The organism is Caballeronia sp. HLA56 (assembly GCF_054655155.1).
The window spans coordinates 314,436-340,175 of the sequence record NZ_BAAHOB010000001.1; the positions used below are offsets into that span (position 1 = coordinate 314,436).

Here is a 25,740-nt window from a genome sequence, read left to right on the forward strand (position 1 = left end):
GTCGCCGGTCACTTAAATCAAGACGCGCAGCGCCGCACGCGGCACGCTTACTGCGCCCGTTCGTCGACACGTTCATTGCCGCGCGCCCTCGGATTTAATGAAAGAAGGCGCATCCGGCCTCATCGATACAAGGAGCTGACATGAAGATCACCGGCGAAATGCTGATCGGCGCATCGGCGGTAAGAGGCACCGACGCCACGCTGCGCGCCTTCGATCCCGCACGCGACATCGAACTCGAACCCGTCTTCGGCGGTGGCGGCGACGCCGAAGTCGCGCGTGCCTGCGAACTCGCGGATGCCGCATTCGACGCGTATCGTCTCGCGCCGCTGGAAACCCGCGCGCAGTTTCTCGAAGCGATCGCGGACAACATCATCGCGCTCGGCGATACGCTGATCGACCGTGCGCACGCGGAATCCGCGTTGCCGAAGGCGCGAATCGAAGGCGAACGCGCGCGCACGGTCGGACAACTGCGGCTCTTCGCGTCGCTCGTGCGTGAAGGCCGATGGCTTGCCGCCACGCTCGATTCCGCCCAACCCGACAGAAAGCCGTTGCCGCGCTCCGATCTGCGTTTGCAAAAGATTCCGGTCGGTCCGGTTGCCGTGTTCGGCGCTAGCAATTTTCCGCTGGCGTTCTCGGTCGCGGGCGGCGACACGGCGTCGGCGCTCGCGGCGGGCTGTCCTGTCGTCGTCAAGTCGCATCCGGCTCATCTCGGCACGTCCGAACTCGTGGCACGCGCGATCCAGAAAGCCGTTGCCGACAGTGGCCTGCCCGAAGGCGTGTTCTCGCTGGTGGTCGGCGCGGGCAATGCCATCGGCGAGGCGCTGGTGGCGCATCCCGCGATCAAATCGGTTGGTTTCACGGGCTCGCGCCGCGGCGGCCTCGCGCTCGTGAACATCGCGGCGAAGCGCCCCGAGCCGATTCCCGTTTTCGCCGAAATGAGCAGCGTGAATCCGGTCTTCGCTTTGCCGGGCGCGCTCGCCAAGCGCGGCGATACGCTCGCTTCGGGCTATATCGATTCGGTGACATTGGGCGTCGGCCAGTTTTGTACGAATCCCGGCCTTGTGATCGCGCTGGCGGATTCCGATCTCGACGATTTCATCGATCACGCGGCGGCCGCGCTCGAAAAGAAGGACACGCAGACAATGCTGACCGCGGGCATCGCCGACGCCTACGCGAACGGCGTGAAGGAACGCGACGCGACGGGAGCGGAACGCATTGCAACGGGCAAGCAGGAAGGTGGCGCAGCTGGCAAGGGCGGCGCGTTGCCGGCGCTGTATCGCGTGACGGCGGAGCAGTTCTTGACCGTGCCGCAGCTCGCCGACGAAATTTTCGGGCCCACGTCGATCATCGTCGTGTGTCAGGGCGAGGACGAGATGATCGACGTCGCGCGTCGTCTGGAAGGCCAGTTGACCGCGACCTTGCTGATGGACAACGACGACATCGATCTCGCGCGCCGGCTCATGCCCGTGCTCGAACGCAAAGTGGGCCGCATTTTGGCGAACGGCTTTCCGACCGGCGTCGAGGTGTCGTATGCGATGGTGCACGGCGGCCCGTACCCGGCGACTTCCGACAGCCGTGCGACTTCGGTCGGCGCGATGGCAATCGAACGATTCCTGCGGCCGGTCTGCTATCAGGACTTGCCGGCAGCGCTCTTGCCCGAATCGCTTGCCGATGACAACCCGCTCAATCTCTGGCGCCTGCGCGATGGCGAGCTGGGACCGAATTGATCCACTTGAGCCGAACCGAGGAGACCCCAAGCATGACAAGCAACGAGCGCCGCTATCCCGACCCTGCCGTCCGCGTGCTGGACCCGCGCTTCAATGCGTTGAGGCTGGCATCGGCGTCGGTGGAATGTCTGTATCAGGGCGCGCGATGGTCGGAAGGCCCGGTCTGGTTCGGCGATGGCCGCTATCTGCTGTGGAGCGACATTCCGAACAACCGCATCCTGCGCTGGGACGAAGAAAGCGGGCAGGTCGGCGAATTCCGCAAGCCGTCGAATAATGCCAACGGCAACACGCGCGATCGCGAAGGGCGGCTCGTCACGTGCGAGCATCTCACCCGGCGCGTGACGCGCACCGAGTACGACGGTTCGATCACCGTGCTCGCGGATCAATACCAGGGCAAGCCGCTCAATTCGCCGAACGATGTGGTCGTGAAGTCGGACGGCTCGATCTGGTTCAGCGATCCGCCTTTCGGCATCGACGGCTATTACGAAGGCGAAAAGCAGACGGCGCAATTGAAGCCCGCGGTGTATCGCGTCGACGGCCAAAGCGGCGAGGTCACGCTTGTGTTCGATGGCTTCATCGGGCCGAACGGGCTGGCTTTTTCGCCCGATGAGTCGGTGCTGTATGTCGTCGAATCGCGTTCGTCGCCACGCACGATTTACGCGTTCGATGTGCTCGACGACGGCCGGAAGCTAGGCGAACCGCGCCTCGTCATCGACGCCGCACGCGGTACGCCGGATGGTTTTCGCGTGGATATCCACGGCAATCTGTGGTGTGGCTGGGGTATGGGCGACGCGGAACTCGACGGCGTGCGCGTCTTCACGCCGCAAGGCGAGGCGATCGGACATATCGATTTGCCGGAGCGGTGCGCGAACGTGTGTTTTGGGGGAAGGCATCGCAACCGGCTGTTCATGGCGGCAAGTCATGGCCTGTACGCGCTTTATGTGAATACGCAGGGCGCAAAAGGCGGTTAAGCCATTCAGAATGCGCCGTGTGTGAGCGCGGCGCGTTCAAACCGATGCTTACTTGAAACCTGAACGGGTTCCGGCATCGAGCGCAGGGCCTGTGCAATTCAGGCTGTAGCGCGCAGCGGCATCCGCGAGACGAGATAGAGCGATGCCGCGAGCTTGCACACCAGTGCCGCACCGCAAATGACCGCGCCGGTCGGCAACGCATGCCATTGCAGGGCGATGGTCGGCGCCACGAACATGACGGACACGAAGCCGAGCGCGACAGTCATCCAGCGCGCCCACTGCAGCCGCGCGGCGACGCACAGATAGAGCAAGCCGACAAGCAAGCGCGAGACAATAGATGCAGCGAGCGGATGACTCGACGCATCGCCGGGAAATCCAATCGCGATAGCTAGCGCAAGCTCGGCCCATGACAGCGCGTACGCCGCGCCAAGGCACACGAGCGCGGATCTGAAGCGCTGTCCGGCCGCCGTGCGCGGCTCAGGAGGACGCGTGTGGTCAGTTGGGACGGATGCGGCGGTGTCGCTCGCGTAGCTTTCGTAGGCTTCGATCGTGGCCATTTGTTCTTCCCCTTGGTCGCGCTTCAGTCGATTAACGCGTTATCCGCGCTGTCGTTCTCATGCCTGTTCTCAGGCGTTTTTTCGTTGCATGACATGAGCATACGGCGTGCCTGAGCGTTTGACGTTCGTCGGAGGAACACGCGTTGCTCGCTGAACATCAGCTTTCACCACGACAGGAGCCGAACATGAGCAACCAGAAAGAGCAAAATCCTCACTCCGAGCGCGACGAGGAAGACGTCGACAAAGCCGTGGAAGATACTTTCCCGGCAAGCGACCCGCCAGCAACCGGCGGCGTCACGCGTATCGAGCCGGATGAAGAGAAAGATCAGAAGACATGAAAAAAGCCACGCTTCGCGCGTGGCTTTTAGTGGCTTCACGACAGCGTGGCGTCGCGCTACGTTACGACTTGTCGATTTCGAAAAGCCGCGAAGGCCGCATGTGATTCAGGGCGTAATGCTTACGGCCACGCAAGGTGTTGCCATGCGCGTCGCGGCTTACATAAACCTGATTTTCCTCGACGGCGCGAATGCTTGGCGGCACCATCCCGCGGTCGATCACGCGATAACCGCGATCTAGCGCCAGCAATATCCCGTTGCGACCCGGCCGGCTGTCGAATCCGCCAAAGCCGTCGCCTTGTTCGGCGACATGGTTGGCATGCGTCGCGTTCGAATTGATGACGGCATCCGGATCGGTGGCCTGCATCTGCTCATAGCGCTTCGCCTGGATGTTCTTGCCATCGGCATCGACGGTGTCGTCGAGGGTCTCGTCGTTGGCGACGTCGATGCCGCGCGGCCGCGATTCCGGCGTGCCGAGCGGTCCGATATTGCGGTCGGCCTGGCCCGCGCTTTCCTGCTTCGCGCCCGCGCCTGCATGCGCCTCGCGGCCGGACTCGGCCTTCTTCGCATCGCTCATGTTCACGCGCGCAGTCTCTGCGCTCGGCGTCTTGATCGGGCTGTCGGCGGCGCGATCCGCTTGCTTGTCTTGCGACTCATTGGATTCGGCGTTATTCATTTCCTGCTCCTTGGGAACTAGCTAAACCGTTTTCCCTCACGCAAGACTCGTTCCGGAAATTTGGCGACGGAACTCCAGCCCTTGCAGGCGGGACACTCAATCGTCATCGAATTTTTAAGGCTTTTTTTTCAATGCCAAGCGGATTTCCTGCAAGTATTATTTGGAACCTGCTGGCAGCAAAGCGCGAATGCGGGACGCGAGCAACAAGGAGGGCGCGTCCAATACGGCTGCTGGTTGAGCAAGTCATACGAACGAGCAGGGCACTTCACACAGGTGACTCATGCAACAAGATGCAGCCTTTTCACATCGAGGCTATCTACTCAACTGTGCGCCAGCCAGGACGGGGGATGGCAATTATCAGCCGTACGTCGTGATCTCGCGGTCCAGCGACGGCGAGCTCGTTGCGAACCGTTTCTTCCCCGCGGACTTGCGATTTCGCAACGAGGGGGAAGCCATCGCGCACGGCCGCGATTGGGCCGTCCGATGGATTGACGCAAGTCACGTTACAGTCTAATCCGCGGGCCGGACACGCAGCACGCTTGCGCAAAACCGTTTACGCTTAGTGTTCATCCGCCGCCGCTGCGCGGCCTCCGAACGCCAGCCCAGAAGACATGCAGAACAAGTCCTTACCCGAGCAGGCAGCGCCATCCGATTCTTCCACTCACGCGCCCCACGAATGGGGTTTATCGCGCATCGTCGCTGACTTACGCCAATCGCGCGAGGAACTGCATCGCACGCGGCATCCGCTTGGCATACGTGAGTTGCCTTCGCGCGAGGCGATCGTGAGGATCGTCAACGGCCTGCGCTCCGCGCTCTTTCCCACGCACTACGGCGCGCCCGATCTGACCGATGAAAGCGTCGACTACTATGTCGGCCAGACGCTGGAAACCACCCTGCGTCTCTTGCATGAGCAGATTCGCCGCGCGCTGCGCTTCTTGCCCGAGCATCGTGAGACGGGCGAAGCGGAGGTCACGGCGCAAGCGTTCGCCATTGCGCGCGAGTTCGGTTCGCAGTTGCCGGAGATTCGCGCGCTGCTCGTCAGCGACATTCAGGCTGCCTTCACGGGCGACCCCGCCGCGCAGCACATCACCGAGATTCTGCTGTGCTATCCCGGCATCTGGGCGATGACGCATCACCGGCTCGCGCATGCGTTGCATCGGTTGGGCGTGCCGCTGCTCGCGCGCTTCATCAATGAGATCGCGCATTCGCTGACGGGTATCGACATTCATCCGGGCGCGACCATCGGGCCGAGCTTCTTCATCGATCACGGCACGGGCGTGGTGATCGGCGAAACGGCCGTGATCGGCCGGCATGTGCGCGTGTATCAGGCCGTGACGCTGGGCGCAAAGAGCTTTCCCTCCAGCAGCGACGGCGTGCTCGTGAAAGGCAACGCGCGGCATCCGGTTGTCGAGGACGATGTCGTGATCTACGCGGGCGCGACCATTCTCGGGCGCGTGGTCATCGGCAAGGGCTCGGTAATCGGCGGCAACGTTTGGCTCACGCACAGCGTGCCGCCGGGCAGCAGCGTTTCGCAGGGCAAGATCCGCGAAGGCAGCGGCGCCGATTCACCGGGCAACGGTTACGGCGCCTGATAACTCTAAGTGTTCGAGACGTTGAACACACTTTGAGTGCCGACGATAGACAAGAACTCACGCCGCGTCGATGGGTCGTCGCGGAACGAGCCAAGCATGCGCGACGTAACCATCGACACGCCCGCCTTGTGCACGCCGCGCGTCGACATGCATTGATGCGCGGCTTCCAGAATCACGCCGACACCGAGCGGTTGCAGCACTTCGTTGAGCGTATCGGCAATCTGCGCGGTCATCTTCTCTTGAATCTGAAGGCGCTTGGCGAAGGCGTCGACCAGACGCGCGAGCTTGGAAATGCCAACCACGCGTTCTCGGGGCAGATACGCGACGTGCGCCCGCCCGATGATCGGCACCATGTGATGCTCGCAATAGCTCTCGAAGCGGATGTCCTTCAGGACGATCATCTCGTCGTAGCCCTGCACTTCGGAAAAAGTGCGGGCAAGGATTTCATGCGGGTCTTGCTGATAGCCGGCGAAGAACTCTTCATACGACCGCACGACACGCGCCGGGGTGTCGAGCAGGCCTTCGCGACGCGGATCGTCGCCCGCCCAGCGCAAGAGAACGCGCACGGCGGCTTCGGCTTCCTCGCGGGACGGACGATCGGCCGGTTTAGCGTGGATGTCCGAATCGGAAAAATGGGTTTTGCGCGGGGCGCTCATTATTAGCTCCTTTCACATCGAAAGTGCGGATAGCACCCCTGTATTGTTCCATGTTTTCGGACCCTATCAGGGGTCAGGTCTTTCCTCCACCGTCGATGCCTGAGCCCGTCCGCCAGACTTGCTTGCCGTCTTCGGTGAGCGTGCCGCTACTGTTGTCTTTGTCAGGCTCGGTGCCCGGTTCGGCCAGATGGCCGCCCGGTTGCTCCTGCGCGGGCTGCTTCTCGCCCTTGCGCTGCTCGATGCGCTCCTCTTGCGAACGTCCCGCGTAATTGTTGCTGCCTGCATTGATCATGGCGCTTCTCCTCGATTAAGTTACGACCAGAAGCGCGCAAGAGCTATACCTAGGCGGGTTTGTTTTCCGCGCCGCCAACCACCATCCACGACACGCCGAACTTGTCCTGCACCATGCCGAAGCGCTTGGCGAAGAACGTCTGCGTGAGCGGCATCTGCACCTGTCCGCCGTCCGATAGTGCGTGGAAGAACTTTTCGGCTTCCTGCTCGTCCTCCGTAGAAATGGACAGCGACACGCCCTGGAAATTCGGCTTGCCGCTGCACATGCCGTCGGACGCCATCAGCATGGACTGGCCCACGGTGAAGGCCACATGCATGACCTTGTCTTCCGATCCTGGCGGCATGCCGCAACCGCTCGCGGCCTCGTTGCCGCTCCCGGATTTGCCGGCGTCAGGGTTGTCGCGAAAGCGCATCATCATCAGCACTTGTGCGCCGAGACTCTCGCGATAAAACGTGATCGCTTCTTCGCAGCGGCCTTCGAAGAACAAATAGGGTTGCACTTGCATGTCTGCTCCTTGAGTAATGCGTGAGTTGCCAGGTGAATTACCGGGACTCGTCGGGGTCCATGTCCATTGTCAATGGCACCGACGCGTGTTCGTGCACAACGCGCCAGTCGCCGTCGATTCTTCTGAAGCACACGGTTGCACGCACGATGTCGTCGCGCCCACCCGCGGCCACGCGATTCACCGCATGCGCGAAGGCGAGATCGCCGCTCACCGCCACGTGCAGATCGCGCACCTCGAACACGAGCGGGCCGCTGATGCTGTCGAACCAGCGCTGCCAATGCTCGCGATACAGCTCGACGCCTTTGAAGGATGCGGGCGGCACGACATCGAACACGACGACATCCGCCGCGTAATGAGTCACCAGCGCAGCAGCGTCTTTTGCAAGCACGGCCTGACGCCACGATTCCGTGAGTTCACGGATGCGTGCTTCATCTTGCGCACGTTCGTTCTTGACGACCATGACCTTCTCCTCGATGACGTTGAACCTGAGTCGTGACAATGCAACGACACAGCCTTTGTTTCAGGCGATATTTTTGTTTGTGTACACCGTCCACAAAAAATAGCAGAGATAATGGACAGTGTCCACATAGGTAAAGCCTCGCTTATAAAAATGACAAAAGCCAAGCCGCGCAGCACGTATCGACATGGCGATTTGCGCCGCGCAATGATCGATGCCGGCATTGCGCTCGCACGCGACGGCGGGCCGGACGCCATCGTGCTGCGCGAAGTCACGCGGCGCGCGGGCGTGGTGCCGAACGCCGCGTATCGTCACTTCGGAAGTAGACAGGAGTTGTTGACGGCCGTGCGTTCCGCGGCGTTATCGGCGGTCGCGCAAGCAATGGAGGAAGAACTCGCCGCGCGGCCGAAAAAGCGCAAGCGTGCCGATGCCGCGAAGGCGGGGCTACGCGCGGTCGGCGTGGGTTATCTGCGTTTCGCGCGGACCGAGACGGGTCTCTTTCGCACCGCGTTCACCGCGCCGCCAACCGAGTGGGGCGAGCATGAAGCCTCGTATGGCGTGGGGCCGGGCGGGCTCGATCCCTTTCAGTTGTTGAGCCGCGCCCTCGATGAGATGGTGGATGCCGGCGCGCTCGATCCGTCAAGCCGGCCAGAAGCCGAGTATCTCGCGTGGAGCGCGGTGCATGGCTTCGCGCTCTTGCTGATCGAAGGGCCGTTGCAGGGATTGCCCGGCAAAGCCATCGAACCGCTTGCCGAGCGCTTGCTCACGATGGTGGAGAACGGTTTGTAATCGCCATGAAAAAAGGCCGCGAGACAATCGCGGCCCTTGGCAGAAGCGAACGCTGGTTACACTCGTTCTATCTTTCCGGACGCAGGCTCGACCACGCTGAACAACAGCAGCAAACAGAGCAGCGACGTCCCGAGCATGTAAAGGAACACACTGGTCCAGCTATAGCTGTCGAGCAGGAAGCCCACCGCGAGCGGTGCGCACGCGCCGCCTATCTGCCCGAGCGAATTGACGATACCGAATGCAGTCGGATACGTCGCCTTGCTTGCAAGTCCCATGGGATACGCCGAGTATCCCGCGAAGCCGATGCCGAGCATGAGGCCCGAGAGAATCAACGCCGCGCCGAGATAGACCACGCTGTCCGGCGCGTCGATGAGCGCGAACATCATGAGCATGGTGCCGAGCGCGCCGAGCATCATCATCGGCTTGCGGCGGCCGCCGAGCAGACGGTCGGAGATCAGGCCGCCGAGCATGTTGCCCGCCACCGCGCCGATGAACGGCGCCGAAGCGAGAAAGCCCATCTTCACCGAGGCAAAACCCTTCACGGTGACGAGATACGTGGGGATCCACGAGATGAAGATGTTGCTGATGCCGATCATGCAGCCATAGCCCAGCGCAATGCCAAAGATATTCCACGAGCGGAACACTTGCCCGACCGTTTCCAGCGGCGCCACGCGCTTCGTGCGATTGATGCCGTCGAGCCAGGGCATGGGCTCCATTTCGCCACGGCGCACGAGCTTGCCGGTCGAGCCATCGGTGGCGGATTCATCGAGAATATAGCGGCGTTCCGCAGGCGAGCAGAAGCGGTTTTCGCTCGGCGAATTTGTGACGAGAAACATCCATGCGACGGCAAAGAGAATGCCCGGAATGGCGAACACATAAAAGATTTCGCGCCAGCCCCAAAGCTGGATCACGATGATGCACACCGAAGGCACGATCAACGGTCCGAGCTTCGATGCGGCGATCCAGAGTCCTGCTGCCGTGCCTTTTTCGCGCGTCGGGAACCAGCGGTTGATGACGTTCGTGCAGCCAATGCCGAGCGGCCCTTCCGACAGCCCCAGACCCACGCGATACGTCATCAGAAGCAATACCGAGGACGTCGTTCCCATCAAGCCCGTGAAGACCGATGTCAGCAGCATGAAGACGGAAAACAGAATGCCCGTGGTGCGTTCACTGAGCCGTTTGTAGAGCAGGCCAACCGGAATCTGCACGAAACCGTAAGCGAAGGAAAAGAGACTGACGATCATCCCCGCCTCCGAATTGGAGATGTGATATTCCTTCTTGAGATACGGCAAAGCGAAGCCGAAGTTGGCGCGGTCCGCGCACGCGATGGCCCAGATGCAGAAGATCAGGCCCATCACTACCCAGCGATGGCTGGTTCGCTTCTCCGCGATCGGTTCTGCTTTCGCCGCGCCCGCGACGCTGTCAGCATTGTTCATTCGTCTTCCTCCGGTTCATACGGCTTCAGCGCTTCGACGCCTTTTCCGCGCGATGCTGCAACAGATGAATTTCAGCGCGCGTTGCCGCCGAGATGGACCGACTGGGTGGAATGCGATGCAGAAGGGGAAAAGAAGCGGCGTGTTTTCAAGCTGTGTCTCCGATCTGTATGCAAGGCTTTTTTATGGTGTTCCTGCCGGTGAACCCATTGTCGGGGTGGTGATTTTGGGCGTCCAATCTTTTATTGCTATTACCTGATTCCCGGATTGAATCGATCGAGCGATACCTCTGAGAGCACGCCAATAACGGTATCAGTTGATAGCGCTTTGGGATTGGACGCGCCATGCAAAAGGCGACATGATCCGTCGACATCGCGGCCTGGCGCATGGCAGGCGAGACACGACCCAAAGGAGCCACCCAATTGAAGCCGACGAAGCCGAGCATTCTGCAACTGAACCCCATCCTCGTTCCCGCGATCAACGAGACGCTGGAGTCGCTCTACATCATGCATCGTCTCTTTCAGGTGGACGATAAGGACGCGTATACCCGCGAGCATGGCGCTGCGATCGAAGGCGTCATCACGGGCGGCCATACGGGCATCTCCAACGATCTCGTCGACAAACTGCCCGCGCTCAAGGTGATCGCGGTCAATGGCGTTGGCACCGATGCCGTCGATCTCGCGTACGCCCGTTCGCGCGGCATTCCGGTCACGGCCACCTTCGGCGCCTTGACCGAGGACGTCGCGGATCTCGCCATTGGCCTGATTCTCACGGTGTTGCGTGAAATCTGTCCGGGCAACGACTTCGTGAAGGCCGGCAAGTGGCCTGAAAACCCGAGCCCCGCTGCGATTCCGCTGTCACGCCGTTTCAGCGGCAAGCGCGTGGGTATCGTCGGCATGGGCAAGGTCGGGCGCGCCATCGCCGTGCGCGCCGCGGCGTTCGGCTGTCCTGTCGCCTATACCGATGTACGCGCCATGGACGACATTGCGCATCGCTTTGTGCCCGACCTGCTCCAACTCGCGCGCGACAGCGACATCCTCGTGCTTGCCGCAGCCGCCGATAAAGCGCAAGGCATCGTCGATGCAGCCGTGTTGGACGCCCTGGGCCGCGACGGCTATCTCATCAACATCGCGCGCGGCAAGCTCGTGGTGGAAAGCGATCTCGTGCAAGCGTTGCAGGGCGGCGTGATCGCGGGCGCGGGTCTCGACGTATTCGTCGATGAACCCAACGTGCCCGCCGAACTCTTACGCATGGACCGCGTGGTGTTGCAGGCGCATCGCGCGAGCGCGACGGTGGAATCGCGCACGGCCATGGGCGAGATGGTGCTGTCGAGCATCGCGCAGGCGCTTGCCGGGCAGCGTCCCGAAGGCAGCCTGACGACCTGATGCATGCACGGCCGTAAAGCAACGCAGGAGCCACTCGCGAGCCTCGACCTATAATGATCGGCTATTTCGTCAAAGTCGATTCCGCATGCTCGATCTCGGACAAGTGCGTTGCTTCGTCGCCGCCGCGACGGAACTGAACTTCAGGCGTGCGGCTGCGCTGCTCAACATGACGCAGCCGCCGCTTTCCAGGCAGATTCATCTGCTTGAAGAGAATCTCGGCGTCCTGTTGTTCGAACGCGTTGGCCGCACGGTCAAGCTGACGCCGGAAGGGCGTGTCTTCCTTGCCGATGCCGCGCGTCTGCTCAATCTCTCCGAGCAAGCGGAAAGCACGGTGCGGCGCGCGAGCAAGGGCAAGACGGGACGCGTGCGGCTCGGCTTCACGGGCGCAGCCGGCTACGAGTTGATTCCGCAACTGCTCGTCGCGGCCAAGCACGCGCTGCCCGATATCGATGTCGTCCTGCTCGAACTCGTTTCCGTCGCGCAGATCGAGGCCTTCGCGGCCAATACCATCGACCTCGGCTTTCTGCGGCCCTTGCCTTCGCGGCAACAGCTCGAATTTCTGCTCATCGACAAAGAGCCGCTGATCGTCGCGCTGCCCGCCGGTCACGAGCTATGCGCTTACGACGAGATCGCCCTGCCGCAACTCGATCAAGAGCCGTTCATCATGCACTCGCCGGTGCACGGCAAATACTTCTGCGACCGCATCATGGGCATGCTCGCGAGGGAAGAAGTGAACCCGCATTTCACGCAATATATCGACCAGACGCCCACCATTCTCTCGCTCGTGCGCGCGGGGCTTGGTCTTAGCATCCTGCCGGCGTCGGCGCAGCGCTTTCATTACGACAACGTCGAGTTCAGGCATATCGCCAACAATCACGTGCAGGCGGAAATGAGCATGGCATGGCGCGTGGATCAGGATAATCCCGCTGTGACGGCCTTCAGACTCATGTCTGCGGATCACTTCGCGAGCCGGGTGCAGGACTGATCGACGCTTGCGCCCCGAGCGCCCATGCGAGCTTCAAAAGCAGCGCTCGAACCGGTTTCCCGCGCGCCGCTTTTTGATGCAATAAGGCCGAAGCGTGCATTTCATCGATAATGACGGCTCGCTCGCCCAACGCACGACTCAGCCCGATTCAAGCCGACTCCCGACCGCGCCCGATGCTCGCCAACTTGCTCGTCCAACTCGTCAACGGTCTCGCCGATGCCTCCGCGCTCTTTCTCGTCGCCTCGGGTTTATCGCTGATATTCGGGGTGACGCGCATCGTCAACTTCGCACACGGCTCGCTCTACATGCTCGGCGTGTACGTCGCGTACAGCCTGACGAGCCGCTTCGGACAGAGCGTCGCGGGCTTCTGGATGTCGGTGCTGGCGGCGGCGCTCGTCATCGGCGTGCTTGGCGCGCTGGTCGAAGTCGGCGTGTTGAGGCGCATCTATCGCGCGCCCGAGTTGTTCCACCTGCTCGCAACCTTTGCGCTGGTTTTGATCTTTCGCGATGCCGCGCTCTATCTATGGGGCCCGGAAGACCTGTTCGGTCCGCGCGCGCCGCATCTCGCGGGCGCCGTGCAATTGCTCGGTCACGCGTTGCCTTCGTATGACATCGCGCTGATGTGCATCGGCCCGCTCGTGCTCGCGGTATTGTGGTGGGCGCTGACGCGCACGCGCTGGGGCACGCTCGTGCGCGCAGCAAGCGCCGACCGCGAGATGCTCGGCGCGCTCGGCGTGAATCAGGCGTGGCTTTTCACCGGTGTCTTTTTCGCGGGCGCGTTTCTCGCGGGGCTGGGCGGCGCGCTGCAAGTGCCGCGCATGTCGGCGAATCTCTCGCTCGATCTGGAGACTATCGGCAACGCGTTCGTCGTGGTGGTCGTGGGCGGCATGGGTTCGATACCCGGCGCGTTCGTCGCTGCCTTGCTGATTGCGGAGATCAAGGCGCTATGCATTGGCATTGGGCATGTGTCGCTCGGCGGTATCGACTTTTCCCTGTCGAAGTTCACGCTCGTCGCGGAGTTCGTCGTGATGGCCGTGGTGCTCGTGTTGCGTCCGTGGGGACTCTTCGGCCGTCCGCAAGCCATCGCGCGCACTGCCGCGCCCGCCGATACGCCGCTTCGTCCCGCCACGCGCCGCCTGAAAATCGCAGCAGCGGGCGTCATCGTCTTGCTGGCGCTTGCGCCGCTCGCCGCTGGCGCGTTTCCCTACATGCCCGTGTTGCTCGTCGAAATCTTTATCGCCGTGTTGTTCGCCGCGAGCCTGCATTTCATCATGGGACCGGGCGGCATGCATTCGTTCGGGCACGCGGCTTATTTCGGCTTAGGCGCCTATGGCGCGGCGCTTTTCCTGAAGCTCTTTTCGTGGCCGATGGAAGTGTCGCTCGTGCTCGGCCCGCTCATGGCAGGCGTCGGCGCGCTCGTGTTCGGCTGGTTCTGCGTGCGCTTGTCTGGCGTCTATCTCGCCATGCTCACGCTCGCGTTCGCGCAGATCGTGTGGTCCGTCGTGTACCAATGGGATGAAGTCACCGGCGGCAGCAATGGTGTGCTCGGTATCTGGCCAGCGGCGTGGCTGGCGTCGCCGGTTGCGTTTTACTATTTGACGCTCGGGTTCGCGATCATCGGCGTATGGCTGTTGAGGCGCATGCTGTTCGCGCCGCTCGGCCTCGCCATGCGCGCCGGCCGCGATTCGCCGTTGCGTGCGGAAGCAATCGGCATCGACGTCATGCGCGTTCAATGGATGGCGTTCGTCGTCGCGGCGCTCGTATGCGGTCTCGCCGGATCGCTCTATGCCTTTTCCAAAGGCAATATCTCGCCGGATGCGATCAGCGTCTCCCGATCCGTCGATGGTCTCGTCATGGTCCTGCTCGGCGGCATACAGACGCTATCGGGGCCTGTCGTCGGCGCCGCGCTCTTCACGTGGCTGCAGGACACCGTCGCGCGTCAGACCGACTACTGGCAGGCGCTGCTCGGCGGCGTGATCCTGCTGCTCGTGATCGCGTTTCCGCAGGGCATCGTAGGCTTTGCGCGCGAACGTTTCGGGAAGGCGCAATGACGCTCTTGCGCATCGAGCATCTTTCGAAATCGTTCGACGGCGTCAAGGCTGTCGATAGCGTGTCGTTCGATCTCGCGGCGGGCCAGTTGCTTGCGCTCATCGGGCCGAATGGCGCGGGCAAGTCGACGTGCTTCAACATGATCAACGGGCAGTTGAAGCCTTCGTCGGGATCGATCCGTTTCGACGGTCACGAGATCGCGGGCAAGCGTCCGCGCGATATCTGGCGGCTGGGCGTCGGGCGCACGTTTCAGATTGCCGCCACGTTCAATTCGATGACGGTGCTCGAAAACGTGCAAATGGCGTTGTTATCGCGTGAGCGTCGCGTGTTCAATCCGTTTGCGCGCGTGGCCGCGTGGCGCGAGGATGAAGCGCTCGCACTGCTCGAACTCGTCGGCATGACGTCGCACGCGAACCGTAGTTGCGCGGTCTTGGCGTATGGCGATGTGAAACGCGTCGAACTGGCGATCGCGCTTGCGAATCGACCGAAGCTGCTGTTGATGGATGAGCCCACCGCAGGCATGGCGCCGCAAGAGCGTCACGCGCTAATGGCGTTGACGGCGCGGCTTGCAAGGGAGCGCGATATCGGCGTGCTGTTCACGGAGCACAGCATGGACGTGGTGTTCGAATATGCGGACCGGTTGATCGTGCTGGCGCGCGGCAAGCTGATCGCGGCAGGCGACGCGCGCACCGTACGCGACGATCCGCGCGTGCGCGAAGTCTATCTCGGGGAGGGCAGCGAATGAGTCGATCGAACGCGCTCCTCAAGGTCGAGGCCTTGAACGCATACTATGGCCGCGCGCAGATTCTGTTCGATGTCGGCTTCGAAGTGGGGCGCGGCGAAGTCGTCGCGTTGATGGGCCGTAACGGCGCGGGCAAATCCACGACGATGAAAGCGGTCATGGGCATGCTCGCGCGGACATCGGGCACCATTCGCTTCATGGGCGAGGACATTGCGGGCATGGCGCCTTACCGTATCGCGCGCATGGGGCTTGGCTACGTGCCGGAAGACCGGCGCGTGTTCGGCGATCTCACGGTGATGGAAAATCTCGACACGGGACGCCAGCCGCCGCGCGAAGGTGCGCCGCAGTGGACGCCGGACAAGCTCTTTCGCGTATTTCCGAACCTCGGCGAGATGCGCGAGCGGCGCGGCAGCCGCATGAGCGGCGGCGAGCAGCAGATGCTCACGGTTTCGCGCACACTGATGGGCAATCCGCGCCTCGTGTTGCTCGACGAGCCATCGGAAGGCGTTGCGCCGGTGATCGTGCGGCAAATGGCCGACATGATCCTCGAACTGAAGCGCGAGGGCTTGTCGATCCTGCTGTCCGAGCAGAATCTGAACTTCGCGGAACGCGTCTGCGACCGCGCGTATGTGCTGGAGAAAGGGCAAGTGCGCTATGCGGGCGCGATGCGCGATTTCGTGCGCGACGGCACCGCGCGACGCGACTTGCTCGGCGTCTGACGGAATGAATCGACCAAAGGAGAACGCTTGATGATTACCCGAGCAGGCACGCTGATTCGCCTGACCCTGACTTCCGCCGCCGTGAGCGTGACCCTCGGCGCGCACGCCGACACCATTCGCATCGGCGAGATCAATAGCTACAAGGCGCAGCCTGCGTTCCTCATGCCTTACAAGAACGGCTGGAATCTGGCGCTCGACGAGATCAACGCGGCGGGCGGCATCAACGGCAACAAGCTCGAAGTCGTCTCGCGCGACGACAACGGTAATCCGGGCGATACGGTGCGCGTCGCGCAGGAACTCATCGCGCGCGAACAGGTGCAACTGCTCTTCGGCGGCTACTTGTCCAACACTGGCCTCGCGCTCTCGGACTTCGCCAAGCAGCGGCGCATTTTCTTCCTCGCCGCCGAGCCCTTGACGGACAAGATCGTCTGGCAAGATGGCAACAAGTACACGTATCGGCTGCGGCCATCGACCTATATGCAAGTGGCGATGCTCGTGCCCGAAGCCGCGAAGCTCAAGAAAAAGCGCTGGGCGCTGGTGTATCCGAATTACGAGTACGGACAATCGGCCGTGGCGACCTTCAAGCGTCTGCTCAAGGCCGCGCAGCCGGATGTGGAGTTCGTCGCCGAACAAGCGACGCCGCTCGGCAAGGTGGATGCGGGCGCGGTGACGCAAGCGCTCGCCGACGCCAGGCCCGACGCCATCTTCAACGTGCTCTTTAGCGCCGACCTCGGCAAGTTCGTGCGCGAAGGCAATACGCGTGGCTTGTTCAAGGATCGCGCGGTGGTGTCGTTGCTGACGGGCGAGCCTGATTATCTCGATCCGTTGGGCGCTGAAGCCCCGGTCGGTTGGGTGGTGACGGGCTACCCGTGGTATTCAATCGATACCCCCGCCAACAAGAAGTTCGTCGCGGACTACGAGGCGAAGTATCACGACTATCCGCGGCTCGGTTCCGTGGTCGGTTATACCGCGATGATGTCGCTTGCCAACGGCCTGAAGAAAGCCGGTTCCGCCGATCCCGACAAGCTCGCGGCCGCCTTCAAGGGCCTTGGCGTCGATTCGCCGTTCGGACCGATCACCTACCGCAAGCAGGACAATCAATCGACGATGGGCGCGTATGTCGGCGTCACCGCGCTCAAGGACGGCAAGGGCGTGATGACGTCGTATCGTTATATCGACGGCGCGAGCGTGCAGCCATCCGACGACGAAGTGAAGAAACTGCGGCCCGCCGACTGACGCATCGACATTAAAAATGGACTACCTGACAAGCCTGAAGATCTTTCGCACGGTAGTGGAGGCGCGCAGCTTCGCGCGCGCGGCGGATATTCTCGGCTTGTCGCCGCCGGTCGTTTCGCGCGCGATCGCGGGCCTGGAGCAGCGCCTGGGCAGCAGGCTTTTCAATCGCACGACGCGGCAGATATCGCTGACCGAAACCGCCGAGCGCTTCTTCACCGACTGCTCGCGGCTTCTCGACGAGCTTCAGGCAATGGAGGAACGCGCGTCCAATCGCGCGAGCGAGGCGACAGGCCTCTTGCGGCTCGTCGCGCACACCACGGTGATGATGAGCCGCTATGTCCCGCTGATCGCGAGCTTCAGACGCGAGCATCCGCAAGTGCGGCTCGATGTGACGCTGACCGAGCGTCCCGTCGATCTCGTCGGCGAAGGCTACGATCTGGGTATCGTCATGCCGTTCATGTTGTCGAGCGATACCGTGGTCACGCGTCTGCTCGAAACCATTCCGCTTGCGCTCGTCGCCAGTCCCACGTATCTTGCGGCTCATCCGGCGCCGCGTCATCCATCCGAACTCATCGATCACGACTTCGTGCCGATGTCCGCGTCCATCCGCAAACCGGCGCTGACGTTTAGAATCGGCGGCGAGGACGTGATCGTGCCGCTGCGTTACGATACCTCGTCGAACAGCGCCGTCTTCAATCGCGCGATGGTGCTGGAAGGCTTCGGCATCGGCATGTTGCCTGTCGCGCTCGTGCACGAGGAAGTGCAAGCCGGCCGGCTCGTGACGTTACTCGATGCCTACGAACTCGTCGATGGCGCCATCGAATTCAAGCTTGCCTTCAGCACGCGTACGCTTTTGCCCGCCAAGGTGCGCGCCTTCGTCGAACATGCGGTGCGTTTCTGCTCGGACCAAAGCGCAACAGCCCGCCCGCACGCCTGATCCCCGATTCTTTCTCTCCGCGTTATTCACTCATGTCGGCCGCGCAGGTTGACCGGGTGCATATGCACATATAGTCTTTCGAGTCATCATGCGCGGCTCGAAACGCGCGCTATTCCGTTCACTTTCGTGCATATGCACAACGACTCGCAAATGACGACTCCATCGACCAATCTTCCTTCGGCCACTTCGCCCGCAGCGGCCGCGAAGCCGCGCCGGATACCGTGGATGCTGCTCTCGCTAGGGCTTGTCGCGATCATCGTGATTGCGGCTGCGGCGTACTGGGCGCTCGTGCTGCGCTTCGTGCAGACCACCGACGACGCTTACGTCGGCGGCGATGTCACCGTGCTCGCCCCGAAGGTCAACGGCTTCGTGACGAATGTGCTCGTCACGGACAATCAGCCGGTGAAGGCAGGCCAGGTGCTGATTCGCCTCGATGCGCGCGACTACGACGCCCGCCTGGCGCAAGCGAACGCGGAAGTGTCGAGCGCGCGGGCCGCGGTCGATGAACTGCGCGCCAAGGACGCGTTGCAGGCGGCGGTCATCAACCAGCAGCAGGCGGAAGTGCGTGCTTCGTCGGCGGAATTGTCGCGCAGCACGTCCGACCGTTCGCGTTATCGGGAACTCGTCAAGGACGACGCGGTGTCGAACCAGATCGTCGAACGCGCCGATGCCGACTATCTCAAGGCGCAAGCGGCGATGGATCGCAGCGGCGCATCGCTCGTCGCGGCAAAACGCCAGTTGACGGTGATCGAAGCGCAGATTGCGGACGCGCAAGCGCGCGTGCAGACCGCCGAAGCCGCGCGGCGCGTGGCCGAACTCAACGTCGAATACACGACGATCCGTTCGCCCGTCGATGGCTACGTGGGAAATCGCACGGCGCGCGTCGGCGTGCTCGCGAACGTCGGGACATCGTTGTTGACCGTGGTGCCCGCCACGGGCCTCTGGGTCGACGCCAACTTCAAGGAAGACCAGCTCAAGAAAATGCGCGCCGGCGATGAAGCCGATGTGGACCTCGACGCATCGAGCGTGCCGCTGACGGGTCACATCGAAAGTCTCGCGCCGGCCACGGGCGCGACCTTCAGCGTGCTTCCCGCCGAAAACGCCACCGGCAACTTCACCAAGATCGTTCAGCGTGTGCCGGTGCGCATTCGTCTGGACGTACCGAAAGGCATGGAGCACGTGTTGCGGCCCGGCCTTTCCGCGACGGTGAAGGTTCATCTCGACAAATCGCGCGGATAAGACGATGACACAGACCGCTCCCTTGGACCCGGCAAGTCAGCCCACGCGTCAGCGCGTGCTCGCGTTCGCGCTGATGTGCCTCGGTTTTTTCATGGCGACGCTCGATATTCAGATCGTCGCGTCATCGCTCAAGGATATCGGCGGCGGTTTATCGGCGAGTCAGGACGAGCTTTCGTGGGTGCAGACGTCGTATCTGATCGCGGAGATTCTCGTCATTCCGATGTCGGGCTGGCTCTCGAAAGTGTTCTCCACGCGCTGGCTGTTCGTGGCATCCGCGGTGGGCTTCACCATCACGAGCATGTTGTGCGGCATGGCGTGGGACATCGATTCGATGATCCTCTTTCGCGGCATGCAGGGCGCGCTCGGCGCCGCGATGATCCCAACCGTGTTCACGACCGCCTTCGTGCTGTTCCCCGGCAAACAGCGACTGATTGCATCGACAACTATTGGCGCGCTGGCCTCGCTCGCGCCTGCAATCGGACCGGTGATCGGCGGGTGGATCACCGATCAATGGTCATGGCACTGGCTCTTCTATCTGAACGTCGTGCCGGGAATCGTGGTCGCGGTGCTGGTGCCGAAATACGTGCATATCGATTCGCCCGATCTTTCGCTGCTCAAGAAGGGCGATTACGTCGGCATCGCGCTGATGTCCGGCTTCCTCGGCTGTCTGGAATACGTGCTCGAAGAAGGGCCGCGCAAGAACTGGTTCGGCGACAACGTAATCGTGGCCTGCACCTGGATTTCGGCGATCTGCGGTTTCCTGTTCCTCGTGCATGCGTTCACCGCGAAAGAACCGATCGTCGATCTGCGCGCGCTCGCGGTTCGCAACTTCGCAATCGGCAGTCTGCTCTCGTTCGTGACGGGCATCGGCATCTTCGTGTCAGTGTTTCTGACGCCCGTGTTCCTGAGCCGCGTGCGCGGCTTCGACTCGTTGCAGACGGGTCTCGCGCTGCTTTCCGTCGGCTGCTTTCAGTTGATCGCGCTCGGGGCTTACGCGTTCGCCACGCGCTTCTTCGACATGCGCATCTTGCTGGTTTTCGGGCTCATCTGCTTCGGCGCGGGATGCTTTCTCTATACGCCGCTCACGCATGACTGGGGCTGGCAGGAACTGCTTCTACCGCAGGCGTTGCGCGGCATCGGGCAACAGTTCGCGGTGCCGCCCATCGTGACGATGGCGCTCGGGTCGTTGCCACAGTCGCGGCTCAAATCGGCGAGCGGACTGTTCAATCTGATGCGTAATCTGGGCGGCGCGATCGGCATTGCAGTGAGTGCGACCATGCTCAACGACAGGCTGAACCTGCACTATCTGCGGCTGAGCGAGAGCGTGACCGTTGGCCGGCCCGTCATCGAGCAGATGCTCTCGCGCAGTTCCGCACATCTCGCCGCCGCCGCCGGCGATGCGCTCGATGCATCGCAAGCCGGGCTCGCTTCGCTGCATGCGCTCGTGTTTCGCGAAGCACTCGTTCTGACCTTCGCCGACTGCTTCTATCTGCTCGCGCTGTGCTTTCTCGTCGGTATCGTCAGCGTGATTTTTTCGAAGCCGATTGCAAGCGCGCCGCCTTCGTCCGATGCGCATTGAGTGAATACGACCATGAAGAAGCTCCTCATCGAATTACTGGCCTTGAGCGCGTTCAGCGCGTTGAGTGCTTGCGCCGTGCAACCCGCGACGCACGCCGATCTTCCGGCGACGGTTCAGACGACGGCTCCTGTCGATTGGAACGTGGACGTGCCTGCCAATACCGCCGATCCGGCCGCATGGTGGAATCAGTTCAACGACCCGGTGATGCATGAACTCGTCGCGTCGGTGCTGAACGGCAATCTCGACCTCCAGGCCGCAGTGGAGCGCGTGAAGCAGGCCGAGGCGCTCACCACGCAACGCCGCGCTGCCTTGCTGCCGCAACTCGACGCGAACGCCACGGCGTCCGATACGCGCCAGAACACGCCGCCGCCGCTTGGCTACGTGCGTCAGGCGGGCGTCGGTCTCGCACTGAGTTGGACGCCGGATGTGTTCGGCGGCGAGCGGCTCGAATTGCTGGCGGCGCAGGCGCAACTGGTCGGCCGCGAACACGCGTCGGATCAACTGCGTCTTGCACTCGCTGCCGATACGGCCGCTGCTTACGTCGATTTACGTTGGGCGCAGGCCGAACTCAAGATTCTGCAAGACAACGAGGCGATCCGCGAACGCGCGCTGAAGCTCACGCAACGCCGCCTGCAATTCGGCTTGTCGACGAAACTCGACGTGGCGCGCGCGCAGAATCAGCTCAGTGATCTGCAATCGCGCATGCCGCGCACGCAGTCGACCATTCAGCATCAGTTGAGCCTTATTGCCGTGTATTCGGGCCGCACGCCGGAGTCCATCGACCAACTGATGCTCGCCAATCCCGGCGCATCGCCCGTAATTCCCGTCCCTGCCGATGGCGCGCCGCAATTGCTGCCTTCCGAAGCGCTGCTGCGTCGACCCGATGTGCTGGTGGCCTACGCGACGCTTCAGCAACGCGCGGCGGAAGTGGGCGTGGCGCGCGCGGAGCGCTATCCGAAGTTCTCTCTGCGCTTGTCGGATGGCTTGCTTGCATCGTCGTATCTCGGCTTGCCGACGCTCACCGACAACCTGTTTTCGGCCGCGCTCAACGCCACGAGTCCGATTTTCAACGCGGGGCGTATCACGGCCGAGATCGAACAGAACGAGAGCAGGATGCGCGAGTCGGAACTGCATTTGCGGCAGACCCTGCTCGAAGCGCTCAAGGACGTGGAAGATACGCGCAGCGACCTCATCAGCACGACCGAGCAGAGCGCGAGATTGACCGACGCGCTCGGTGCATCGGGACAGTCGCTCACGCTTTCGACGCAGCTCTACAAGGGAGGCGCGGCAAGCTTTCTGGATGTGCTCGATGCCCAACAGTCCTATCTGCGCGACGCCGATGCGCTGAACCAGGCGAAGCGCGAGCACGCGCTCGCGGCGGTGGCGCTGTATCGGTCGCTCGGCGGCGGCTGGAGCGTGACTAACGATGACGATCCCATCAAGACAGCGAGTCTCAAGGAGAACAGGAAATGAGCTTGATCGACGAAACCGCACCCGGCCTCGACGGCCTCGCTCAATTGCGCCGGCTGATCGCTAGCGGCGGCAAGCCCGGCATATTCGAGTCGCTCAGGCTCGACTTCGTGGAAGTGGAAGCGGGCAGGGCCGTGTTCGAAGGCATACCGGGCGATCATGCGTATAACCCGATCGGCACGGTGCATGGGGGCTATGCGGCCACCTTGCTCGATTCGGCATGTGGATGCGCGGTGCATTCGTGTCTGACCGCGACACAGGCCTATACGACGCTCGAGTTGAAAGTGGCCTATCACAAGGCCGTGACGCGCGATTCCGGTGTGGTGCGCGCCGAAGGACGCGTGCTGACGATGGGGCGGCGCGCGGCGTTTGCCGAAGCGACGCTCAAGGACGCGAGCGGGAGGTTGTTGGCTTCGGCGACATCGACGCTGCTGGTCATCGAACGGTGAGAAGGCCCGGCATCCTCGAATCGGGATGCCGGGCAGTGGCGCTTACTTCACGCTCTGCAATACCTTGCGCACCGTGCCGAAGATATGATCGATCTGATCGTCCTCGACGATCAGCGGCGGCGAGAACGCGAGGATATCGCCGGTGTAGCGCACGAGCACGCCTGCCTCGAAGCACTTCACGAACACTTCATAAGCACGCGCACCCGGCGCGCCTTCACGCGATTCCAACTCCACGCCCGCGACGAGTCCGAGATTGCGGATGTCCTTCACATATGGCGCATCGCGCAACGCGTGCACGGCGCTTTCGAACTTCTCCGCCTTCGACGCCGCGCGCTCGAACAACTTGTCACGCGCGTACAGATCGAGTGTCGCGACAGCCGCCGCGGTTGCAACAGGGTGTGCCGAATAAGTATAGCCGTGGAACAGTTCGATCGCGTTCGCCGCGCCTGCATCGACGATTGCGTCGTGCACCTTGCGATGCGCCGCGACCGCGCCCATGGGAATGGTGGCGTTGTTGATGGCTTTCGCCATGGTGATGAGGTCCGGCGTCACACCGAAATACTCGCTCGCCGTGGCCTTGCCTAGACGCCCGAAGCCGGTGATGACTTCGTCGAAGATCAGAAGAATGCCGTGTTTCGTGCAAATTTCGCGCAGCTTCTGCAAGTAGCCCTTCGGCGGCACCAGAACGCCAGTCGAACCCGCGAGCGGCTCGACGATGACCGCGGCAATCGTCGATGCATCGTGCAGCGCGACGATACGTTCCAGTTCTTCCGCGAGATGCTCACCCCACGCGGGCTGACCCTTGGAAAACGCGTTGTGCGCGAGGTCGTGCGTATGCGGCAAGTGATCGATCGACGGCAACAGCGCGCCCGAGAACGTTTTGCGATTCGGCGCGATGCCGCCCACCGAGATGCCGCCGAAGCCGACGCCGTGATAACCGCGCTCGCGGCCGATGAGACGCGTGCGCTGACCTTCGCCGCGCGCGCGATGGTAGGCAATCGCGATCTTCAACGCCGTATCGACGGATTCGGAACCGGAGTTCGTGAAGAAGATGCGATCCAGTCCTTCGGGCATCAGGCCCGCGACCTTGTTGGCCGCCTCGAAGGCAAGCGGATGGCCCATCTGGAAGGTCGGCGCGAAGTCGAGCGTCGAGAGCGCCTTCTGCACCGCTTCGACGATCTCGTCGCGGCAATGGCCTGCGTTCACGCACCAAAGGCCCGCGCATCCATCGAGAATTTCGCGGCCGTCCGTCGAGCGGTAGTACATGCCTTTCGCGCTTTCGAGCAGGCGCGGTGCGGCCTTGAACTGGCGGTTGGCGGTGAAGGGCATCCAGAACGACGAAAGGTCTTCGATGACGGGGCGGGCATTCATATCAAGTCTCCTCAAGGAACGGTCACTCTATTCCTCGACAAAATGGCGAGGCATAGACAGTTGGTTCACTGCATTGCCAACTGTGCTGGCAAAATGATGCAAACTGTAGTGGCGAGCGCGGCGCATATTCATCCACTCCCGCGTGTTTCGACTATCCATATACATGATAGAACTCAGGCTCGAACGCGGCTCGCGTCATGCGCCGACGCTCGTCGAACAACTCGTGCAGGCTTTTTCGGGCGCTATCGAGGCCGAGACGCTGCGCGCGGGCGCGCTTTTGCCCTCGGTGCGCCGGCTCGCCGAGTCGCACGCGCTCAGCACGTTCACGGTGACCGAAGCGTATGGCAGGCTCGTGTCGATGGGTCTTGTCATCGCGCGGCGCGGTTCGGGGTATCGCGTGGCGGTGCGCCAGAAAAGCGAGCGCGTGCGGGCTGTCGAATGGCAGCCGCCTAGTCTCACGGCGACCTGGCTGCTCTCGGATGTCTTCGCGGATCATTCCGTGCCGATCAAATCCGGCTGCGGCTGGCTGCCGAACGAATGGGTCAACGAAAGCGGTTTGCAGCACGCGTTGCGCGCGGTGAGCCGCGTGCCGGCGGCGCGCATTGCCGATTACGGGCGGCCCTATGGTTTTGCGCCTCTGCGCGAACGCATTGCGGAGCAGCTCGACCGGCACGGTTTGCCCGTCGATGCCGCGTCGAACGTACTGTTGACGGCCGGCGCCACGCAGGCGCTCGATCTGATCGTGCGCACGCTGCTGCGCCCGGGCGATGCGGTCGTCGTCGAAGATCCCGGCTACTGCAATCTGCTGCAGATTCTGCGGCTCGCGGGTCTCGACGTGCATGGCGTGCCGCGCACCGTGGCGGGCATCGATACGGAAGCGTTCGAGCGGATTGCAATCGAGCATCGGCCGAAAGCGGTTTTTCTCAATACGACTCTGCAGAACCCGATGGGCGCGACGTTCAGCATGGCGTCGGCGTTTCGTTTGATGCAGATTGCGGAGCGCCACGGCATGTGGGTCGTCGAGGACGATGTCAATCGTGAACTTGCGCCGCCGGGCGCGCCCTTGCTCGCGGCGATGGAAGGGTTGCATCGCGTGCTGTATGTCGGCGGTTTCGCGAAGACCATCACGCCTTCGTTGCGATGCGGTTATGTCGTCGCCGAGCGCGAAGTGCTGCGCGAACTCGCGCGCACGAAGATGGCGGTGGGACTGACATCGTCGGAGACGACTGAACGAATCGTCGAGAAAGTGCTGACCGAAGGCCGCTACGCGCGGCATGTCGAATTCGTCGTGGAAAAACTGAAGGACGCGCACGCGCTCGTGGAGGAGCGCATGGATGCGCTCGGCATAGCGCTGTTCCGCCGGCCGCGCGCGGGGCTGTTCGTATGGGGCGAATTGCCGATCGATCCCGCCGATGCAGGCGACATCGCAACGCGCGCGTTATCGCATGGAATCTGGCTCGCGCCTGGCTCGTACTTTCGCCCGGGCGACGCCGAGAGCGCGTCGTTCCGCTTCAACGTCCCGTATTCGATGGACGATTCGCTGTGGTCGTTCCTGGAGGGCGCGATTACGTAGGCAACCGCGATGCAGC

General features: G+C 62.5%; 26 protein-coding genes. 18 read left to right on the top strand and 8 right to left on the bottom strand.

Going from position 1 to position 25,740, the window contains the following annotated elements; genetic code table 11:
• Nucleotides 1–140 precede the first annotated feature (140 nt).
• Nucleotides 141–1,727: an aldehyde dehydrogenase (NADP(+)) gene (locus ACYQ47_RS01505; RefSeq protein WP_459904273.1), complete on the top strand. Its 1,587-nt coding sequence runs from the start codon at nt 141–143 to the stop codon at nt 1,725–1,727.
• 32 nt (nt 1,728–1,759) lie between these two features.
• Nucleotides 1,760–2,698, top strand: a complete 939-nt coding sequence (locus tag ACYQ47_RS01510) for an SMP-30/gluconolactonase/LRE family protein (RefSeq protein ID WP_250526949.1) — start codon at nt 1,760–1,762, stop codon at nt 2,696–2,698.
• 98 nt (nt 2,699–2,796) lie between these two features.
• Here ACYQ47_RS01510 and ACYQ47_RS01515 read toward each other — a convergent pair whose 3' ends face one another.
• Nucleotides 2,797–3,255 carry a hypothetical protein gene (locus ACYQ47_RS01515; protein WP_459904274.1) on the bottom strand — a complete coding sequence of 153 codons (459 nt, stop codon included), beginning with the start codon at nt 3,253–3,255 and terminating at the stop codon, nt 2,797–2,799.
• A gap of 185 nt (nt 3,256–3,440) precedes the next feature.
• Between ACYQ47_RS01515 and ACYQ47_RS01520 the strand changes: the two genes are divergently transcribed.
• Nucleotides 3,441–3,593, top strand: coding sequence for a hypothetical protein (locus ACYQ47_RS01520; protein WP_459904275.1), 153 nt, complete (start codon nt 3,441–3,443; stop codon nt 3,591–3,593).
• 61 nt (nt 3,594–3,654) lie between these two features.
• Here ACYQ47_RS01520 and ACYQ47_RS01525 read toward each other — a convergent pair whose 3' ends face one another.
• Nucleotides 3,655–4,266 (bottom strand): DUF3005 domain-containing protein, encoded by a 612-nt coding sequence (locus ACYQ47_RS01525; RefSeq protein ID WP_459904276.1) that lies wholly within the window; start codon nt 4,264–4,266, stop codon nt 3,655–3,657.
• A gap of 280 nt (nt 4,267–4,546) precedes the next feature.
• On the opposite strand from ACYQ47_RS01525, the gene ACYQ47_RS01530 reads away from it, so the two are divergent.
• Together ACYQ47_RS01530 and epsC are read left to right on the top strand one after the other, a co-directional pair.
• Nucleotides 4,547–4,780, top strand: coding sequence for a hypothetical protein (locus ACYQ47_RS01530; RefSeq protein WP_244828671.1), 234 nt, complete (start codon nt 4,547–4,549; stop codon nt 4,778–4,780).
• Between the two features lie 97 nt (nt 4,781–4,877).
• Nucleotides 4,878–5,858, top strand: coding sequence for a serine O-acetyltransferase EpsC (epsC, locus tag ACYQ47_RS01535; RefSeq protein ID WP_250466620.1), 981 nt, complete (start codon nt 4,878–4,880; stop codon nt 5,856–5,858).
• A 5-nt stretch (nt 5,859–5,863) separates the two neighbouring features.
• On the opposite strand, the gene folE is transcribed toward epsC, so the two are convergent.
• From folE to ACYQ47_RS01555, 4 genes are all read right to left on the bottom strand, one after another.
• Nucleotides 5,864–6,514 carry a GTP cyclohydrolase I FolE gene (gene folE, locus ACYQ47_RS01540; protein ID WP_244828667.1) on the bottom strand — a complete coding sequence of 217 codons (651 nt, stop codon included), beginning with the start codon at nt 6,512–6,514 and terminating at the stop codon, nt 5,864–5,866.
• A 73-nt stretch (nt 6,515–6,587) separates the two neighbouring features.
• Nucleotides 6,588–6,806 (bottom strand): hypothetical protein, encoded by a 219-nt coding sequence (locus ACYQ47_RS01545; protein WP_459904277.1) that lies wholly within the window; start codon nt 6,804–6,806, stop codon nt 6,588–6,590.
• A gap of 49 nt (nt 6,807–6,855) precedes the next feature.
• Entirely contained in the window at nt 6,856–7,311 is a 456-nt protein-coding gene (locus ACYQ47_RS01550; protein ID WP_244828659.1) for a VOC family protein, read from the bottom strand.
• A gap of 37 nt (nt 7,312–7,348) precedes the next feature.
• Nucleotides 7,349–7,771 (bottom strand): YybH family protein, encoded by a 423-nt coding sequence (locus ACYQ47_RS01555; RefSeq protein WP_459904278.1) that lies wholly within the window; start codon nt 7,769–7,771, stop codon nt 7,349–7,351.
• Between the two features lie 150 nt (nt 7,772–7,921).
• Between ACYQ47_RS01555 and ACYQ47_RS01560 the strand changes: the two genes are divergently transcribed.
• Entirely contained in the window at nt 7,922–8,557 is a 636-nt protein-coding gene (locus ACYQ47_RS01560) for a TetR/AcrR family transcriptional regulator (protein ID WP_310392916.1), read from the top strand.
• Between the two features lie 56 nt (nt 8,558–8,613).
• On the opposite strand, the gene ACYQ47_RS01565 is transcribed toward ACYQ47_RS01560, so the two are convergent.
• Nucleotides 8,614–9,993: an MFS transporter gene (locus tag ACYQ47_RS01565; RefSeq protein WP_244828654.1), complete on the bottom strand. Its 1,380-nt coding sequence runs from the start codon at nt 9,991–9,993 to the stop codon at nt 8,614–8,616.
• A 419-nt stretch (nt 9,994–10,412) separates the two neighbouring features.
• Between ACYQ47_RS01565 and ACYQ47_RS01570 the strand changes: the two genes are divergently transcribed.
• The 11 genes from ACYQ47_RS01570 (at nt 10,413) to ACYQ47_RS01620 (ending at nt 22,780) form a co-directional block, all read left to right on the top strand.
• Nucleotides 10,413–11,375 (top strand): 2-hydroxyacid dehydrogenase, encoded by a 963-nt coding sequence (locus ACYQ47_RS01570; protein ID WP_459904280.1) that lies wholly within the window; start codon nt 10,413–10,415, stop codon nt 11,373–11,375.
• 85 nt (nt 11,376–11,460) lie between these two features.
• Nucleotides 11,461–12,360, top strand: coding sequence for a LysR substrate-binding domain-containing protein (locus ACYQ47_RS01575; protein ID WP_459904281.1), 900 nt, complete (start codon nt 11,461–11,463; stop codon nt 12,358–12,360).
• Nucleotides 12,361–12,533: 173 nt separating this feature from the next.
• The gene (locus ACYQ47_RS01580; protein ID WP_459904282.1) at nt 12,534–14,411 is read left to right on the top strand and encodes an ABC transporter permease; all 1,878 of its coding nucleotides are present in this window, start codon (nt 12,534–12,536) and stop codon (nt 14,409–14,411) included.
• Entirely contained in the window at nt 14,408–15,154 is a 747-nt protein-coding gene (locus ACYQ47_RS01585; RefSeq protein WP_244828647.1) for an ABC transporter ATP-binding protein, read from the top strand. The genes ACYQ47_RS01580 and ACYQ47_RS01585 overlap by 4 nt, the downstream gene beginning before the upstream one ends.
• On the top strand, nt 15,151–15,870 hold the full coding sequence (locus ACYQ47_RS01590; protein ID WP_244828646.1) for an ABC transporter ATP-binding protein: 720 nt from the start codon (nt 15,151–15,153) through the stop codon (nt 15,868–15,870). The genes ACYQ47_RS01585 and ACYQ47_RS01590 overlap by 4 nt, the downstream gene beginning before the upstream one ends.
• Before the next feature lie 30 nt (nt 15,871–15,900).
• Complete coding sequence (locus ACYQ47_RS01595) at nt 15,901–17,106, top strand: ABC transporter substrate-binding protein (RefSeq protein WP_309960888.1); 1,206 nt, start codon at nt 15,901–15,903, stop codon at nt 17,104–17,106.
• Nucleotides 17,107–17,122: 16 nt separating this feature from the next.
• The gene (locus ACYQ47_RS01600) at nt 17,123–18,043 is read left to right on the top strand and encodes a LysR family transcriptional regulator (protein WP_244828644.1); all 921 of its coding nucleotides are present in this window, start codon (nt 17,123–17,125) and stop codon (nt 18,041–18,043) included.
• A 150-nt stretch (nt 18,044–18,193) separates the two neighbouring features.
• Entirely contained in the window at nt 18,194–19,282 is a 1,089-nt protein-coding gene (locus tag ACYQ47_RS01605) for an HlyD family secretion protein (protein WP_459904283.1), read from the top strand.
• A gap of 4 nt (nt 19,283–19,286) precedes the next feature.
• A complete protein-coding gene (locus ACYQ47_RS01610; RefSeq protein ID WP_459904285.1) occupies nt 19,287–20,861 on the top strand; it encodes a DHA2 family efflux MFS transporter permease subunit in 1,575 nt (524 codons plus the stop codon).
• A gap of 12 nt (nt 20,862–20,873) precedes the next feature.
• The gene (locus ACYQ47_RS01615; RefSeq protein ID WP_459904286.1) at nt 20,874–22,334 is read left to right on the top strand and encodes an efflux transporter outer membrane subunit; all 1,461 of its coding nucleotides are present in this window, start codon (nt 20,874–20,876) and stop codon (nt 22,332–22,334) included.
• Nucleotides 22,331–22,780: a PaaI family thioesterase gene (locus ACYQ47_RS01620; RefSeq protein WP_459904287.1), complete on the top strand. Its 450-nt coding sequence runs from the start codon at nt 22,331–22,333 to the stop codon at nt 22,778–22,780. The genes ACYQ47_RS01615 and ACYQ47_RS01620 overlap by 4 nt, the downstream gene beginning before the upstream one ends.
• 42 nt (nt 22,781–22,822) lie before the next feature.
• On the opposite strand, the gene aptA is transcribed toward ACYQ47_RS01620, so the two are convergent.
• Nucleotides 22,823–24,151: an omega-aminotransferase AptA gene (aptA, locus tag ACYQ47_RS01625; protein ID WP_250526938.1), complete on the bottom strand. Its 1,329-nt coding sequence runs from the start codon at nt 24,149–24,151 to the stop codon at nt 22,823–22,825.
• A gap of 163 nt (nt 24,152–24,314) precedes the next feature.
• On the opposite strand from aptA, the gene ACYQ47_RS01630 reads away from it, so the two are divergent.
• The gene (locus ACYQ47_RS01630) at nt 24,315–25,724 is read left to right on the top strand and encodes an aminotransferase-like domain-containing protein (protein ID WP_459904289.1); all 1,410 of its coding nucleotides are present in this window, start codon (nt 24,315–24,317) and stop codon (nt 25,722–25,724) included.
• Nucleotides 25,725–25,740: the final 16 nt, after the last annotated feature.

What these genes read in the sequence shown, in the direction of transcription:
- ACYQ47_RS01580 (WP_459904282.1), top strand. Translation starts at nt 12,534, where the DNA reads ATGCTCGCCAACTTGCTCGTCCAACTCGTCAACGGTCTCGCCGATGCC.
- ACYQ47_RS01545 (WP_459904277.1), bottom strand. Translation starts at nt 6,806, where the DNA reads ATGATCAATGCAGGCAGCAACAATTACGCGGGACGTTCGCAAGAGGAG.
- ACYQ47_RS01575 (WP_459904281.1), top strand. Translation starts at nt 11,461, where the DNA reads ATGCTCGATCTCGGACAAGTGCGTTGCTTCGTCGCCGCCGCGACGGAA.
- ACYQ47_RS01610 (WP_459904285.1), top strand. Translation starts at nt 19,287, where the DNA reads ATGACACAGACCGCTCCCTTGGACCCGGCAAGTCAGCCCACGCGTCAG.
- epsC (WP_250466620.1), top strand. Translation starts at nt 4,878, where the DNA reads ATGCAGAACAAGTCCTTACCCGAGCAGGCAGCGCCATCCGATTCTTCC.
- ACYQ47_RS01515 (WP_459904274.1), bottom strand. Translation starts at nt 3,255, where the DNA reads ATGGCCACGATCGAAGCCTACGAAAGCTACGCGAGCGACACCGCCGCA.
- ACYQ47_RS01585 (WP_244828647.1), top strand. Translation starts at nt 14,408, where the DNA reads ATGACGCTCTTGCGCATCGAGCATCTTTCGAAATCGTTCGACGGCGTC.
- ACYQ47_RS01565 (WP_244828654.1), bottom strand. Translation starts at nt 9,993, where the DNA reads ATGAACAATGCTGACAGCGTCGCGGGCGCGGCGAAAGCAGAACCGATC.
- ACYQ47_RS01605 (WP_459904283.1), top strand. Translation starts at nt 18,194, where the DNA reads ATGACGACTCCATCGACCAATCTTCCTTCGGCCACTTCGCCCGCAGCG.
- ACYQ47_RS01560 (WP_310392916.1), top strand. Translation starts at nt 7,922, where the DNA reads ATGACAAAAGCCAAGCCGCGCAGCACGTATCGACATGGCGATTTGCGC.
- ACYQ47_RS01525 (WP_459904276.1), bottom strand. Translation starts at nt 4,266, where the DNA reads ATGAATAACGCCGAATCCAATGAGTCGCAAGACAAGCAAGCGGATCGC.
- folE (WP_244828667.1), bottom strand. Translation starts at nt 6,514, where the DNA reads ATGAGCGCCCCGCGCAAAACCCATTTTTCCGATTCGGACATCCACGCT.
- ACYQ47_RS01595 (WP_309960888.1), top strand. Translation starts at nt 15,901, where the DNA reads ATGATTACCCGAGCAGGCACGCTGATTCGCCTGACCCTGACTTCCGCC.
- ACYQ47_RS01555 (WP_459904278.1), bottom strand. Translation starts at nt 7,771, where the DNA reads ATGGTCGTCAAGAACGAACGTGCGCAAGATGAAGCACGCATCCGTGAA.
- ACYQ47_RS01615 (WP_459904286.1), top strand. Translation starts at nt 20,874, where the DNA reads ATGAAGAAGCTCCTCATCGAATTACTGGCCTTGAGCGCGTTCAGCGCG.
- ACYQ47_RS01630 (WP_459904289.1), top strand. Translation starts at nt 24,315, where the DNA reads ATGATAGAACTCAGGCTCGAACGCGGCTCGCGTCATGCGCCGACGCTC.
- ACYQ47_RS01520 (WP_459904275.1), top strand. Translation starts at nt 3,441, where the DNA reads ATGAGCAACCAGAAAGAGCAAAATCCTCACTCCGAGCGCGACGAGGAA.
- aptA (WP_250526938.1), bottom strand. Translation starts at nt 24,151, where the DNA reads ATGAATGCCCGCCCCGTCATCGAAGACCTTTCGTCGTTCTGGATGCCC.
- ACYQ47_RS01600 (WP_244828644.1), top strand. Translation starts at nt 17,123, where the DNA reads ATGGACTACCTGACAAGCCTGAAGATCTTTCGCACGGTAGTGGAGGCG.
- ACYQ47_RS01530 (WP_244828671.1), top strand. Translation starts at nt 4,547, where the DNA reads ATGCAACAAGATGCAGCCTTTTCACATCGAGGCTATCTACTCAACTGT.
- ACYQ47_RS01510 (WP_250526949.1), top strand. Translation starts at nt 1,760, where the DNA reads ATGACAAGCAACGAGCGCCGCTATCCCGACCCTGCCGTCCGCGTGCTG.
- ACYQ47_RS01550 (WP_244828659.1), bottom strand. Translation starts at nt 7,311, where the DNA reads ATGCAAGTGCAACCCTATTTGTTCTTCGAAGGCCGCTGCGAAGAAGCG.
- ACYQ47_RS01590 (WP_244828646.1), top strand. Translation starts at nt 15,151, where the DNA reads ATGAGTCGATCGAACGCGCTCCTCAAGGTCGAGGCCTTGAACGCATAC.
- ACYQ47_RS01505 (WP_459904273.1), top strand. Translation starts at nt 141, where the DNA reads ATGAAGATCACCGGCGAAATGCTGATCGGCGCATCGGCGGTAAGAGGC.
- ACYQ47_RS01620 (WP_459904287.1), top strand. Translation starts at nt 22,331, where the DNA reads ATGAGCTTGATCGACGAAACCGCACCCGGCCTCGACGGCCTCGCTCAA.